The 13,102-nt window shown below is 69.2% G+C and carries 14 protein-coding genes; 4 read left to right on the top strand and 10 right to left on the bottom strand.

Features of this window, described 5'->3' with window-relative positions:
* Positions 1-21 precede the first annotated feature (21 nt).
* Entirely contained in the window at positions 22-1,137 is a 1,116-nt protein-coding gene (locus GM656_RS10820; protein WP_162413672.1) for a hypothetical protein, read from the bottom strand.
* A gap of 176 nt (positions 1,138-1,313) precedes the next feature.
* Between GM656_RS10820 and GM656_RS10815 the strand changes: the two genes are divergently transcribed.
* Positions 1,314-1,928, top strand: coding sequence for a DJ-1/PfpI family protein (locus tag GM656_RS10815; RefSeq protein WP_162413671.1), 615 nt, complete (start codon positions 1,314-1,316; stop codon positions 1,926-1,928).
* Between the two features lies 1 nt (position 1,929).
* Here GM656_RS10815 and GM656_RS10810 read toward each other — a convergent pair whose 3' ends face one another.
* A complete protein-coding gene (locus GM656_RS10810; RefSeq protein ID WP_162413670.1) occupies positions 1,930-3,003 on the bottom strand; it encodes a Gfo/Idh/MocA family protein in 1,074 nt (357 codons plus the stop codon).
* Positions 3,004-3,048: 45 nt separating this feature from the next.
* The gene (rnz, locus tag GM656_RS10805) at positions 3,049-3,975 is read right to left on the bottom strand and encodes a ribonuclease Z (protein WP_162413669.1); all 927 of its coding nucleotides are present in this window, start codon (positions 3,973-3,975) and stop codon (positions 3,049-3,051) included.
* A gap of 366 nt (positions 3,976-4,341) precedes the next feature.
* Here rnz and GM656_RS10800 point away from each other — a divergent pair, with 366 nt between their 5' ends.
* The 3 genes from GM656_RS10800 (at position 4,342) to GM656_RS10790 (ending at position 6,980) form a co-directional block, all read left to right on the top strand.
* Complete coding sequence (locus tag GM656_RS10800; protein ID WP_162413668.1) at positions 4,342-5,451, top strand: hypothetical protein; 1,110 nt, start codon at positions 4,342-4,344, stop codon at positions 5,449-5,451.
* A gap of 59 nt (positions 5,452-5,510) precedes the next feature.
* Positions 5,511-6,176: a potassium channel family protein gene (locus GM656_RS10795; RefSeq protein WP_162413667.1), complete on the top strand. Its 666-nt coding sequence runs from the start codon at positions 5,511-5,513 to the stop codon at positions 6,174-6,176.
* Positions 6,177-6,503: 327 nt separating this feature from the next.
* Positions 6,504-6,980 carry a DUF7384 family protein gene (locus GM656_RS10790; protein ID WP_162413666.1) on the top strand — a complete coding sequence of 159 codons (477 nt, stop codon included), beginning with the start codon at positions 6,504-6,506 and terminating at the stop codon, positions 6,978-6,980.
* On the opposite strand, the gene GM656_RS10785 is transcribed toward GM656_RS10790, so the two are convergent.
* The 7 genes from GM656_RS10785 to GM656_RS10755 all read right to left on the bottom strand — a co-directional run bounded on the left by GM656_RS10785 (position 6,977) and on the right by GM656_RS10755 (position 12,995).
* Positions 6,977-8,683 (bottom strand): methyl-accepting chemotaxis protein, encoded by a 1,707-nt coding sequence (locus tag GM656_RS10785; protein ID WP_162413665.1) that lies wholly within the window; start codon positions 8,681-8,683, stop codon positions 6,977-6,979. The two genes, GM656_RS10790 and GM656_RS10785, sit on opposite strands and share 4 nt — an antisense overlap.
* Positions 8,684-8,813: 130 nt before the next feature.
* The gene (locus GM656_RS10780; protein WP_162413664.1) at positions 8,814-9,605 is read right to left on the bottom strand and encodes an SDR family NAD(P)-dependent oxidoreductase; all 792 of its coding nucleotides are present in this window, start codon (positions 9,603-9,605) and stop codon (positions 8,814-8,816) included.
* A gap of 104 nt (positions 9,606-9,709) precedes the next feature.
* Positions 9,710-10,369, bottom strand: a complete 660-nt coding sequence (locus tag GM656_RS10775; protein WP_162413663.1) for a non-canonical purine NTP pyrophosphatase — start codon at positions 10,367-10,369, stop codon at positions 9,710-9,712.
* 49 nt (positions 10,370-10,418) lie between these two features.
* Positions 10,419-10,694, bottom strand: coding sequence for a DUF5808 domain-containing protein (locus GM656_RS10770; RefSeq protein WP_162413662.1), 276 nt, complete (start codon positions 10,692-10,694; stop codon positions 10,419-10,421).
* A 204-nt stretch (positions 10,695-10,898) separates the two neighbouring features.
* Positions 10,899-12,545: a bifunctional N(6)-L-threonylcarbamoyladenine synthase/serine/threonine protein kinase gene (locus GM656_RS10765; RefSeq protein WP_162413661.1), complete on the bottom strand. Its 1,647-nt coding sequence runs from the start codon at positions 12,543-12,545 to the stop codon at positions 10,899-10,901.
* A gap of 9 nt (positions 12,546-12,554) precedes the next feature.
* Positions 12,555-12,686: a 30S ribosomal protein S27ae gene (locus GM656_RS10760; RefSeq protein WP_162413660.1), complete on the bottom strand. Its 132-nt coding sequence runs from the start codon at positions 12,684-12,686 to the stop codon at positions 12,555-12,557.
* Positions 12,687-12,995: a 30S ribosomal protein S24e gene (locus GM656_RS10755; protein WP_162413659.1), complete on the bottom strand. Its 309-nt coding sequence runs from the start codon at positions 12,993-12,995 to the stop codon at positions 12,687-12,689.
* Positions 12,996-13,102 lie beyond the last annotated feature (107 nt).

Below are 13,102 nucleotides of genomic sequence, written 5' to 3'. Positions count from 1 at the left end.
ACGACAGATTGCCGGGCGCCGTCAGGCGCTCCCGACGGAGTCCGCGTCGGCGTGGACGTACCCCAGCGCGGCGAGCGGCAGTCCGAAGACAGTCGTCGTCACGGTGTCGATGACGGCCGTGGAGACGAACAGGAACGCGGACCCCGTCATCGCGGCGTCGACGGCGGCGCCGACGGCGACGGCCGCGACGACGAGCACGCCGGCGGTGAGGAGTTCGGTGTCCGAGGACCGGCGTCGGAGCGCCACGCCGACGCCGAGCAGCAACGCCAGCGCGACGGCCGACGGGACCGCCATGAGCGCGCTCAGGAGGAGTCGCTCGGCGTCCCCGGGCGACGCACCGGCTGCGGTGACCTGCCAGGCGGCTGCTCCGGCGCCGCTGGCGACCGCGACCAGCGCGACCACGACGGCCACCGAGCGAGCGGTGAGCGCCCGGCGTCGCCCGCGTGCGACTTGCACCCCGTAGACGCCCAGTCCGGCGCCGAGGTAGCCGCCGGCGAGCCACATCAGCGTCGAGCCGACCATCAGCCACGCCATGCCGAGGAGGAACCGGACGACGACGGCCAGCTCGTTCGTCGGCTCGACGACGTAGTACGTACCGTCTTTCTCCACGACCGACGGAACGCCGCCGGACGAGACGGGCGCCGACGCGTTGGCGGTCGAGATGGTGCCGTTCCCGCGGTCGACCACGCGCTGGACTGCCGGCCGGACGGACTCGTAGTCGACTGCGATGTCGCTCACGAACGCGTCCGCACTGCGCGGTTCCAGTCGGAGGGTCGCCGTCTCGTCGCGCTCGGTGACGTTCAGGTGGTAGTACCGGCCGCGGTAGACGGCGTGGTCGTTCTCGTTGGTGAGGCTGGCGAGTTCGCTGTCGTTCGTTGGGAACGTGACCGACTCGCCGCTCGCGGCCCGCCGGATGACGCGCCGCGTTCGGTTCGTATCGTCGTAGTACGACAGGTTCGTCACGTCGTCCGAGCGGTGCGCCAGGACGTTCGCTTCGGTCTCGGGGTCGAACGCCGTCGCCTGATACCGACAGTCGTCCTGCTGTGGCGTCCCGACGAAGAGCGGGACCGTGCCACAGAGCAGGCCGATGGCGAGGACCACGAGGAGGGTCTTGGAGGGATGGAGGGCCGTTGCCATCGGTCGGTTTTGACACACCACCGGGAGAAAAGTGTTTACCATCCGACTGTTTTCGGCGAGGCCGAAACGGCATCGGGACTCGCACACGGAATCGGCCCGAACAACTCACAGACTCGTCTCGAACTGGTCGGGCAGTGAGCGCGTGGCTATTTGCCGGTGCGCCCCGATCGGTCCGCATGGACACTGTCGCGGTCGTCTGTTTCGACGGGTTCGACGAACTGGACGCCGTCGGTCCCTACGAGGTGTTCGAGAACGCGGCGCGCTTCGGCGCGTCGTGGGACGTGACGCTCCGCTCGGTCCGGGACGCCGAACGCGTCACCGCGAGCCACGGTCTCCGGGTCGAACCGGACGGTCCGCTGGCCGGGACGAGTCCTGACCTCCTCGTCGTGGCCGGCGGGGGCTGGAACGCGCGGAGCGACGCGGGAGCGTGGGCGGAGGCAGAGCGCGGCGACCTGCCCGACGCGATCGCGGCGGCCCGCGAGCGCGGCGCGACAGTCGCCGGGGTCTGTACCGGCGGGATGCTGCTGGCGCGGGCCGGCGTCCTCGACGGCCGGCCGGCGGTGACACACGGCGGCGCGCTCGACGACCTGCGGGAGACCGGTGCAGAGGTGGTCGACGAGCGCGTCGTCGACGACGGCGGCGTGCTGACCTGCGGCGGCGTCACGGCCGGCCTGGACCTCGCGCTCTACCTCGTCGAGCGCGAGTGGGGTCCGGACGTGGCGGCGGCCGTCTCCGCGGAGATGGAGTACGAACGCCGCGGCGACGTGTTCGGCGGCGCGCGGAGTCGGTAACTCAGGCGTACGTCCGGGCCTCGTCGAGCATGTCCTGCACGTCGACGGCCTCGCCGGTCTCGCTGCTCTCGATGGCCGCGAAGACGATGGCCATCGACTCCAGCACGCTGTCGACGCTCGTCGCCATCGGGTCGCCACCTTCGACCCAGTCGACGAACTGCTCGATGAGCCAGGCGTTCTTCCAGTGGGGGCGCTCGGCGAGCGGGACCGCCTCGCCGTCGCCCCGGCCGAGGCCCTCGAAGTTTCCGACCGGGTAGTCGTCGGCGTGGAACCGCTCGACATCGCGGCGGTCGAGGACGACGGTCTGGTCGTCGCACTCGGCGCGGAACTGCTCGTGGCCCCAGCCGTTGAGCGTCGTCGCGTTGGCGTAGCTGCCCTCGTACTGGGCGCGCGTCCCGTCGGCGAAGTGGAGGGTCACGAGGCCGGCGCAGTCGCCGTCGTAGTCGGCCCCCTCCGGCGTCCACGTCTCGGCGTACACCCGCTCGCAGGGTGCGTCGGCCAGTGACGCGAGGATGTCGAGGTGGTGGATCGCGCCGTCGAGCAAGAGCATGTCGTCCATCTCGTAGACGTAGTCGGCGTAGAAGCCACGGTTGCGAACGTTGCCGGTGTATCGGCCCGTCAGGTAGTCGACTGCGCCCGCCTCGGCAACGGCCCGCCGGAACGTCGTCTTGTCGCGGTCGAAGCGGTGGCTCATCGTCACGCCCATCTTCTTGCCGGCGTCGCTGACTTTCTCGGCGATGCGGACCGATCCCTCCAGCGTGTCGGCGACCGGCTTCTCCGAGATGATGTGAAGGTCGTGGTCGAGGGCCATCTCGACGACCGGTTCGTGGGTGGCCGGCGGCGTCACGACCGAGCAGATGTCGGCCGAGCGCTCGCCGAGCGCCGTTTCGAGGTCGGTGTAACACTGCTCCGGTTCGAGTCCGAGGTACGTCTCGGCGCGTTCGAGTCGTTCGGGGTCGGTGTCGACCGCGGCGACGACCTCGATGCGGCCGTCGTCGACGTTCGGCGGGATGGCATCGGTCGCCCAGGTGGAGCCCTGTCCCCCCAGGCCGACGTGGACCAGTCGCTGTGTCATACCCGTGCTATTGTGCGAGAGAACATATGCTGCACTATTTCATCGCTATTCGCCAGCGTCGGCGAACTGGACGTGTCGCTCCATCCCGTCCTCGGCGACGACCACCTCGCCGTCGAAGGTCTCGCGGGCCTCCGCGGCCAGCTGGTCGGCCCCGCCTGCGTACCGCGTGGAGATGTGGGTCAGCGCCAGCGTCCGGACGCCGGCCTGACGGGCGATGTCGGCTGCCTCCCGAGCGGTCGAGTGGGCCGTCGCCTTGGCCCGCTCCATGCGGTCCGCGGCGAACGTGGCGTCGTGGACGAGCAGGTCGGCGTCCTCGCTGGCCTCGACGACGCTCTCGGTCGGGAGCGTATCGCCCGTGTAGACGAACGTCCGGCCGGGACGCGGCGGCCCGACCACGGCCTCGGGCGGGATGGTCTCGCCCTCGTGTTCGACCGCCTCGCCGCGGTGGAGCTTCGAGTACTTCGGCCCCGGCGGGATGCCGAACTCCTCTTCGGCCTTCTCGCGGTCGAACTTCCCCTTGCGGTCGTCCTCTTCGAGGACGTAGCCGACGCAGGCACAGCGGTGTTCGGTCTCGATGGCCCGGACCTCGTACTCCGGGCGGTCGAGGACGACGTCGCCGGCCGACACCTCGTTGACGCGGACCGGATACGACGGCGTCGTGCCGTTGGCCTGAATCAGTTGCTCGATGTTGCCGCGGGTCCCCGCCGGCGTGTGGATGGCGACGGCGCGGTCGCGCTCGTTGAAGTCCCACGTCTGGAGCAGGCCCGGAATCCCGAGGACGTGGTCGCCGTGGAGGTGCGTGACGAACAGGTGGTCGACGGCGAAGCCGGTGCCGTAGCGCATCATCTGGCGCTGGGTCCCCTCGCCGCAGTCGAAGAGGAGGTAGTCCCCGTCCCGGTTACAGAAGATGCTGCTGGTGTTGCGCTGGGTCGTCGGCACGGCCCCACTCGTCCCCAGAAACGTCACGCGCATAGCGTCGAATGCTGGGCCGCCGACGGGTAAACACGTGTCGAAAGCCGACGTGTCGGGAGAGGACGTGACACACCGCCCCGCCGTCCCCACCGCGAACGCGAATCCGGCCGTCGAGGCACCACACCCGCCACGTCGACGACCGTTCGAATCGACCGAGTCCGCTGAATGTCCGTTCTTAATGACCATCCAAACGCTTCACGCCCGGAGTAAGGTCGGGCAACGCTCGTGGCCACGTCCTTCCAATCTCGAATTATGGCTTAGCAACTCGTTATTCGCCCGTGAACGGTCGTTTCGGTTTATACCGCCGTGCGCCTTCTCCTCGTCCGCACTGCCTCCGACTACTGCCACACCACAGCTACACTATCCATGATACGCACCCACACGCTTGCCGTATTCGTCGCGCTGCTCGTCGCCGGCGGCCTCGCCGCCCAGGCCGGGGCCGTCCCGGGCGCGACAGCGCAACAGGAATCGCCGACGACACAGACGACAGGCGTCAGCGTCGACTCGCTGACAGCGCCGAACAGCACCGCACCGAACTCCACCGTGACCGTCGCCGCGACGGTGACGAACAACGGTGACGAGGCCGTGACCGAGCCCGTCGAGTTCCGCCTCGGCGGCGCGGTCGTCGAACGCACCGTCGTCTCGCTCGACGCCAACGAGAGCGCGTCCGTCACGTTCGAGGCCAACACGACCGGCCTCGACACGGGCGAGTACCGCCACGGCGTCTTCACCAGCGAAGACGGCCAGATCGCGGAGATCACCGTCTCCGAGTCGTTCACCCTCGACAGTCTGGACGCCCCGTCGAACGTCACGGCCGGTGACAACGTCACCGTCAACGCCACCGTCACCAACCCCAACGACTTCCAGACGACCCAGCCGGTCGAGTTCCGCCTCGACGGCGACCGACTCGCCACCCAGTCGGTGAACCTCTCGGCCAACGAGTCGACCACCGTCACGTTCACCGTCTCCACTGAAGACGTCGACCCCGACACGTACGTCCACAGCGTCTTCACGCGTGATGACGGCGACTTCGCCGAACTCACCGTCGAAGAGGCCCCCGAGGAACCAACGGAGACCCCAACCGAGGAGCCGACCGAGAACGAAACTGAGGAGCCAACTGAGAACGAAACTGAGGAGCCGACCGAGAACGAAACCGAGGAGCCGACCGAGAACGAAACCGAGGAGCCGACCGAGAACGAAACCGAGGAGCCGACCGAGAACGAAACTGAAGAGCCGACCGAGAACGAAACCGAGGCTCCCATCGGCAACGAAACTGAAGAGCCGACCGAGAACGAAACCGAGGCTCCCATCGGCAACGAGACCGAGGAACCGACCGAAGACGAGACCGCTGAACCAATCGGCAACGAGACCGAGGAACCGACCGAAGACGAGACCGCCGAGCCCGTCGAGGAAACCGAAGAACCCACCGAGAGCGGGACTGAGGAAGGCACCGAACAGGCGACGACCGAAGGCTAACTGAGCCTGTCACCTGTTACCCGTTCACATTTTTAACGGTGGCCGTCGTACCGTGGTCCATGAAGTTCCTGATCGTCGGCTACGGCCGAGTCGGTATCCGGACCGCGCGGATCCTCCAGAGCGAGGGCCACGAGGTCACGATCGTCGACAACGACCCCGCCAAGGTGGAACGAGCGAGAGAGGCCGGCTTCACGACCATCCAGGGCGACGGCAACGAGGAGAGCGTCCTCGAGGAAGCCGGCGTCGCGTCGGTGGACGCCATCGGCGGACTGACCGGCGACCTGAACACGAACTTCACCGCCTGCATGATCGGCAAGGAGCACGGCTGTCGGACCGTCCTGCGCATCGACGCCGACTACCGCGAGGAGATCTACGAGAAGTACGCCGCCGACGTGGACGAGATCATCTACCCCGAGCGACTGGGCGCGGCCGGTGCGAAGACGGCGTTACTCGGCGGCGACTTCAACGTCCTCGCGGACCTGACCGAACAGCTCTCCGTCGCGAGCATCCGCGTTCCCGACGGGTCGCCGTTCGTCGGCAAGCGCGTCGTCGAGGTGGAACTGCCCGGCGACGCCCACATCTACGCCCACGGCAGCGGCCACGAACCGATGACGATCCCGCTGCCACAGACCACGATCGAACCGGGCGACAGCCTCGCGGTCATGGCCGACCCCGGCGGTCTCGACGACGTGCGGGCGACGCTCCGCGGCGACGCGCCGGCCTGAGTCGCGGAGACGGCACTCGGGGAGAGAGTATCGAAAGGGAGGATCGCGGTGTCCGGGCGCGCGTGAGGGGAGGATAGGATGGCGGTCAGTGTCACCGACACACACTGAGGCCGTCGAAGCGCGCCCGTATCGGTTCGGAGGGAATCGGTACGCATAAACACCCGTCAGACGGGCGGACGACGGGCGACAGACGGCGCGGCTTTTTCACCGGCGCGACCCTGTCTCCCGGTATGACCTGGGCGACCCTCTTCGAGCGCGCGACGGAGTACCAGACGACGGTCGAGACCGTCCGCGAGACGCTGGCCGAACACCGGGCCGAGGACGGCGATGCCTGAGACCTCGCCCGCTCGCGTCGTCGCCGACGCGGACGTGCTCGCCGCGGATCTGCTGTGTGGCCCCGACGGCGACGCCCGGGCGGCCATCGATCACGTCCGCCGGCACTCGTGGGTCACGCTGGTCGCGAGCGAGGCGCTGCTCGACGACGCGACCGCCGTCGTCCGCGACCTCGCCGACGCGGCCCTGGCGGCCGACTGGCGGGCGCGCCTCGACGCCGAGTGCGAACTGGTCGACCACCCCGACGGCGACCACCCCGCGCTGGCCGCCGCCTATCGGGGCGGCGCGGCGCATCTGCTCTCCTACGACGACCGACTGCGGAGCGCGAAGACCGCCGCGTCGCTCAGTCGGCACACGTCGTTGAGCGTCAGACCGCCGGACGCCTTCGCCCGTCTGTTCGATGCGGAATCGCTGTACGCCGTCGTAGAAAGCGGTCCCTACCCCGGCCCGGATCGGGACCCGAGAGCCTAGTCGTCGGCCGGCACGGTGGTCGACTCGTCGACCGGGCCCGACGTGCCGACCGCTTCCTCGGCGACCTCGAACTCGTCGAGCACGTCCTGTAGGTCGTCGGTCCGTGACGCCATCGCCTGCACCTCGTCGGTCACCTCGGTGATGGTCGCGGTCTGTTCCTCGGTCGCGGCGGCGACGGACTCGGACTCCTCGCTGGTCTGTTCGCTCACCGACGCCACCTCGTCGACCATGTCGACGACCTCCTGCGTGGTGTCGGACTGCTCCGCGGTCGCGGCCGAGATCTCCTGAATCGAGTCGTTGACCTCCCCGAGCACGTCGACGATGTCCTCGAAGTCCCGCAGCGCCGACTCGATGGTCTCGACGCTGTCGGTCACCTGCTGGTTCGTCGCCTCCACGTCGGTCACCGTCTCGGTCGCCTCCGTCTGGACCGCCTCGATGCGGTTCGACACGTCGGTCGCGGCGTCGTGGGTCTCCTCGGCGAGCGTCTTCACCTCGTCGGCGACGACGGCGAACCCGTCGCCCTCGCCGTCGGCGCGAGCGGCCTCGATGGAGGCGTTCAGCGCGAGCATGTTGGTCTGCTCGGCGATGTCGGTGATGACATCCACGATCTCGTCGATCTCGCCGATCTGGTCGCCCAGGCTCTCGACGGACGCGGCGATGTCGCCGATCCGGGTCTCCATCTCGTCGAGTTCGTCGATGGCCGCCTCGGCGTCGGCGCGCCCCTCCCGTCCCCGCTGGGTCGCCTTGTCGGCGGTGTCGGCGGCGTTCTCGGCGGTCGCGGCGATCTCCTCGACCGTCGCCGACAGCGTGTTCATCTCGGAGGCCACGTCGGCGTGGCGGTCCGACTGCTGGCTCGCACCGGCCGAAATCTCCTGGACCGAGCGAGCGATCTCGTCGCTGGCGCGGTCGATCTCTCTGACGCTCCGGGTGACGTGATCGCTCGTGTCGTCGACCTCGTCGGCGAACGCGGTGACGGTCCCGACGGTGTCCCCGAGCGTCGTCACGAGGTCGTTGTAGTTCTCGACGACGGCCGCGAACTGCTCGTCGTCGACGGCCGCGAACTCCTCGTCGATGGTCGCCGTCAGGTCGCCGTCCTTGGCTCGTTCGGCGGCCTCGCCGAAGGCGACGACGAGGTCGTTGAGGGCCTGCGACCGGCGTTCGAGGTCGCTCGTCATCGCCTTGAGTTCGGTGGTGTAGTCGTCCATGCTCGCCGCCATCCGCTCCAAGGACCGGCCGAAGGTGCCCGGCACGTCCTCGTCGAGGACGTCGGCGTCGAACTCCTGTCTGGAGAGCGCGTCGGCCTGCTCGGAGACCGTTTCGAGGTACGCGTGCATCGAGCGGAACGACGCCAGCAGACTCGCGACCTCGTCGTCGCGGTCGCTCTCGGGCAGGTCGCCGTCGAGCTCGCCGGCGGCGATGTGGTCCGCGCTCTCGGCCATCGCGACGACCGGTTCGACGAGGTCCTCACGCGTGATGAACACGGTATTCGCGAACGCGACCACCGCCCCAGCAAGCAGCGCCGCGGTCAGGAGGAGTTGGAGGGTCCCACTCGTGACGACCGAGACGAGCGCCAGCGCGACGGACGCCGCGAACTGTAGGCCGACGGCGGCGAGCACCTTCCGCTCGATAGACTCGGAGACGCCGGCGATGGCGAGCGTCTTCCGTATGAACTGTTTGTAGCGTTCGACCGGGTCTGTAGGCATACCGAACGCTTTCGACGTACGGCTTATAAACACTCCCGCGGATTATCGGAAATTGAAAAAGTTATACCCGAACAATAGGGGAGAACATCGTCCTTCGTACCCGAATGGCAGACCGGTATCAGGTCTGACGTTACCGGTCGCCGTTGACCCAGTTCGCGACGCGCCGGACGACACCGCGGGGCAGAACGCGGCCGAGGAGGTCGATCGCCCGCATCGCCCGTCGCGGCACGACGACCGCCTCACCCGCGGCCAGGCCGTCGTAGGCCGCCGCCGCGACCGCCTCGGGCGTGTTCGACGTGAGCGCTCCCACCGCGGAGTCGCCCATCCCCGCGCGGGCCTGGAACTCGGTGTCGACCGGGCCGGGACAGACCACCGTCACGTCGACCGGCGTCTCCCGAAGCTCCGCTGCCAGCGCCTCGCTGAAGCTGTTGACGTACGCCTTGCTCGCGTAGTAGCCCGCCAGCCACGGGCCGGGCTGGAACCCGGCGACCGACCCCACGTTCAGGACCGCCCCGCCGTCGGCGAAGTCGTCGAGGAACAGCCGCGTCAGTTCGACTGGGAGGACGACGTTCAGCCGCAGCTGGGTGCGCTCGGCGTCGAGGTCGCTCTCGGCGAACGGGCCGTAGGTCCCCACGCCGACGTTGTTGACGAGCACGCCCACGTCCAGGCCGCGGTCGTGGACCGCGTCGTAGAGGTCGTCTGCGGCCGACGCCCGATCCAGGTCCATCGCGAGCGGCGTGGCCGCGACGCCTTCGGCTTCGAGGGCGTCGGCGAGGGTCGCCAGCCGCTCCTCGCGCCGGGCGACCAGCACGAGGTCGTGCCCGTGCGCGGCGAACTCCCGGGCCAGCGCCGCGCCGATGCCGCCCGACGCGCCGGTGATCAGGGCGGTGTCGCCGCGGCGGATCGCGTCGTTAGCGCTCACCGTACCACGCCCCGACCGTCGTCGGCGCGGGCTTCAGCGTCGTCGCTTCGCGCCTCCGCTGAAACTTCCGAGGGACGGACCGCCATCCCTCGACGGACGGTTCGCTAGCGCTCACCGTACCACTCGGCGAACTTCGACAGCGCCCGTCCGCGGTGGGACACCGCGTTCTTCTCCTCGGTGCTCATCTCGGCGAACGTGGTTCCGTCGTGCTCGAAGACCGGGTCGAAGCCGAAGCCGCCCTCGCCCCGCGGCGAGACGATTTCACCGGGGACGCGGCCCTCGAACAGCTTCACCGGGAGCGTCTCGCCGCTCGCGTCACCCTCGCGGACCTGCTCGTCGGTCGTGGCCGCGCCGCGGTCGTCGGCCGCGAGGTCCTGTCCCCGGCGCTCCGCCCGATCCACCGGGTCCGGCGTGGCGGCGAAGTCCTCGCCGTCGCAGTACGCGATGACCGTCTTGAACGCCGCCGCGCGGTCGCCTTCGGGTTCGGTCATGCGCCAGACGCGCTCGACGCCGACCGTGTCCTCGACGTACGACGAGTACGGCCCGGGGAAGCCGTCGAAGGCGTCGATGAACAGTCCCGCGTCGTCGACGATGACCGGCCCCTCTGCCGCGCGGTAGGCCGCCCGCGCGCCCTCGGCGGCCACCGTCCCCAGGTCGTCGGCCTGGACCTCCGGGTAGTCGAAGTCGAACTGCCGGACCTCGTCGTCGAGATACGCCGTCGCCTCCCGGACCTTCCCGGGGTTGGTCGTGACGAAATTGAGCATACCGGCACACCGCGTCCGGCGACAAAAGAGCCGTCGAAAGCGGTCCCGCTCAGTCGACGACGACTTCGACCGGTTCGTCCTCGGACTCGGAGTCGAACTCCGCCTCGCCGCCGCCGCGTTCGAGGTACAGCATCACGCCGGCGACCGCGAGAACGACCCACGAGCGCCAGTTCGCCAGGTTCAGCGTGTAGCCGATTCCGAAGGGCTTCTCGACCAGCATGTCCTCGCCCGGCTTCCAGTACGACGAGACGAGGCGCTTGAGGCTCGGTCGCTCGAAGTTGTACGGCACGCCGAACAGCGTTCCCGACTGCGGTTTGTCAGCCATACGGCACTCTACTCGGGCCGACGTTAAACCATTTGTCCACCCCGACCTTTTTGCTCCGGGGGGAGTCTGCAGACGACCGCTCACGGCAAGAAGTGGGCGAAACAGGCCGGGAGCGCCGCGTCGCTTCGGGGAAATCGGCGGCTTCGCCGCGAATGCGTCAGACCCACGTCGCCAGCCGTACTCCCAACCGAAGCCGCACCGCAGCTACTGATACCGCCCGCGCCCCTCGATGTCGTCGAGGCTCGCGAACACCGCGTCGGCGTGCTCGCTCTCGGCCCGGTAGGCGTCCTCGGCGGCCGACAGCAGCGTCTCGGGGTCGTCGGCGGTCCCGGCGAGGGACTGGGCCAGCACGTGGATGTCCATCGCGTGGTCCTCGGCCTCCCGCGTGTAGTAGCCCAGGCCGAAGTCGATGAGGACGGTGCGGTCCGGGCGGTCGCCGCGGGCCCCGACCCGGACGTTCCGCGTCGTCGGGTCGCCGTGGACGAACCCGGCGTCGTGGATGCGGGCGAGCCAGCGTCCCACGTCCGCGACACGCGACGCGGACAGCCCCTCGCGCAGGTCGGCCCCGCCGACGCGCTGGAAGACGATGCGGGCCTCCTGCGGGTCCACGTCGCGGATCAGCGGCGTCGGGACGCCGTTTCGGCGCGCCTCGCTGGTGAGGCGGGCCTCCTGTCTGGTGCGTTCGGTGCGGAGGCGCTCGTCGAGGGCGGGGTGGCGATAGCTCCGCGGGACGCGCTCCTTGACCACGCGGTCGCCCTCGAAGCGGACCGTCGCCTCCGCGCCCTGGACCTCGGTCTCGGCCGCGCGGCGGCGGTCGACGGATTCCTCGGGGCCGCGCCAGGTGACGGCCACCTCGTCGGGCCGGAAGTTCGAGTCGATACCCGAGTCCGCGATCGGAACGGTGTCGCCCGCGGCGTACATCGTCGCCCCGAGCATCGCGATCATCCCGGCGTTGTCCCGAAGGAAGCGGTCCTCGGGCGCGAAGAAGTCGGCCCCGCGCTGGTCGCACATCTCGGCGAGCATCCCCTGCAATCGGTCGTTCTGGCCGACGCCGCCGCCGAGCACCAGTTCGTCGGCCCCCGTCAGCGACAGCGCCCGCTCGGAGACTTCCGTGAGCATCGCGAAGATGGTCTCCTCCATGCCGCGACAGACGTCCTCGACTGGGACCCCATCGTCGACGGCCTGCTTCGCGGCGCTCATGATGCCCGAGAAGGAGAAGTCCATCCCCTTGACGACGTACGGGAGTTCGTGATACTCGCCCTCGCGGGCGCGGCGCTCGACCTTCGGGCCGCCGGGGTGGGACCACCCGACGTGGCGGGTGAACTTGTCGATGGCGTTGCCGACCCCGGTGTCCATCGTCTCGCCGAGCACGCGGTAGCGGCCGTTCCGGTAGCCGAGCACGTGGGCGTTCGCGCCGGAGGCGTTGAGACACACCGGCGAGTCGAAGCCCGAGCGGTGGCGGCCCACTTCTAGATGGGCCACCATGTGGTTCACGCCGACGAGCGGCACGTCGAAGCGCTGGGCGACGGCGCGGGCGGCCGTGCCGACGATGCGCAGACAGGGTCCGAGCCCCGGGCCGCGAGCGAAGGCGACGGCGTCGATCGGGACGCCGTTCTCGCCGGCCGCGGCCGCTCGCTCGCGGGCGTGGGCGATGGCCGTCTCGACGACGGTCGGAATCGCCTCGCCCATGTGTTCTGCGGCCTCGCGCGGGTGGATGCCGCCGCTCTCGGGCGCGTAAGCGTCGGTCTCGATGAAAACGTGGTCGTCGTCGGTCGCCCGGGCGGGGTCAGGCGTCTCGAACACCGCAGCGCTGGCTGCCCAGGCGGTTCCCTCGATACCCAGAACGCGCATCGGGCGGCCTTACTTCCACTCGGTGTAGCCGCACTTGCCGCAGTGCTGGCGGTCCTCGTGCTCGGCGAGGACGGTGTCGCCACACCGGGGGCAGGTCTCGCGGGCCAGCTCGCCGTCGTCGTAGTACTCGTTGTGGGGCATCTATGCCTCCTCCGCCTCTTCCTCGCCGTCGGCGACGATCTTGTTGCGCTCGAGCATGTGGTCCTGCTCGACGTCGCGGGCGGCCTCGGGGGAGTCGTAGACCTTGGCGTAGCCGATGGTCTTTCGCATGCCGAACTTCGTGTCGAGCTTGTGGATGACGACCTCCTCGGCGTCCTTGTTCAGCGTCGCGGCGAGCGAGTCGCGCACGGAGAGACGGGAGGGCGTGGCTTCGTCGTGGACGACCTCGAAGCGGACGTCCGTTCGGTGCAACATGGGATTTTCGTCTTCCTCGATGATGTCGATATCCATGGTTCGTTGTCCGTATCTACCCGTCGAAGCGCGTAAAAGGATTTCGAAGCCCGGGACGCCCGCTCGACGGCTACACGCCCGCTGTTCCGAGCACCGCCGGTTTCCTG

Source organism: Haloarcula salina (genome assembly GCF_010119195.1).
Lineage (GTDB): Archaea > Halobacteriota > Halobacteria > Halobacteriales > Haloarculaceae > Haloarcula > Haloarcula salina.
This window is presented reverse-complemented; position numbering and strand designations above follow the sequence as displayed.

Bases quoted from the DNA above. Each gene is read 5' to 3' on its own strand.
- GM656_RS10755 (WP_162413659.1), bottom strand. From the start codon at position 12,995: ATGGATATCGACATCATCGAGGAAGACGAAAATCCCATGTTGCACCGA.
- GM656_RS10770 (WP_162413662.1), bottom strand. From the start codon at position 10,694: ATGGCTGACAAACCGCAGTCGGGAACGCTGTTCGGCGTGCCGTACAAC.
- GM656_RS10815 (WP_162413671.1), top strand. From the start codon at position 1,314: ATGGACACTGTCGCGGTCGTCTGTTTCGACGGGTTCGACGAACTGGAC.
- GM656_RS10760 (WP_162413660.1), bottom strand. From the start codon at position 12,686: ATGCCCCACAACGAGTACTACGACGACGGCGAGCTGGCCCGCGAGACC.
- GM656_RS10820 (WP_162413672.1), bottom strand. From the start codon at position 1,137: ATGGCAACGGCCCTCCATCCCTCCAAGACCCTCCTCGTGGTCCTCGCC.
- GM656_RS10810 (WP_162413670.1), bottom strand. From the start codon at position 3,003: ATGACACAGCGACTGGTCCACGTCGGCCTGGGGGGACAGGGCTCCACC.
- GM656_RS10775 (WP_162413663.1), bottom strand. From the start codon at position 10,369: ATGCTCAATTTCGTCACGACCAACCCCGGGAAGGTCCGGGAGGCGACG.
- GM656_RS10795 (WP_162413667.1), top strand. From the start codon at position 5,511: ATGAAGTTCCTGATCGTCGGCTACGGCCGAGTCGGTATCCGGACCGCG.
- GM656_RS10765 (WP_162413661.1), bottom strand. From the start codon at position 12,545: ATGCGCGTTCTGGGTATCGAGGGAACCGCCTGGGCAGCCAGCGCTGCG.
- GM656_RS10800 (WP_162413668.1), top strand. From the start codon at position 4,342: ATGATACGCACCCACACGCTTGCCGTATTCGTCGCGCTGCTCGTCGCC.
- GM656_RS10790 (WP_162413666.1), top strand. From the start codon at position 6,504: ATGCCTGAGACCTCGCCCGCTCGCGTCGTCGCCGACGCGGACGTGCTC.
- rnz (WP_162413669.1), bottom strand. From the start codon at position 3,975: ATGCGCGTGACGTTTCTGGGGACGAGTGGGGCCGTGCCGACGACCCAG.
- GM656_RS10785 (WP_162413665.1), bottom strand. From the start codon at position 8,683: ATGCCTACAGACCCGGTCGAACGCTACAAACAGTTCATACGGAAGACG.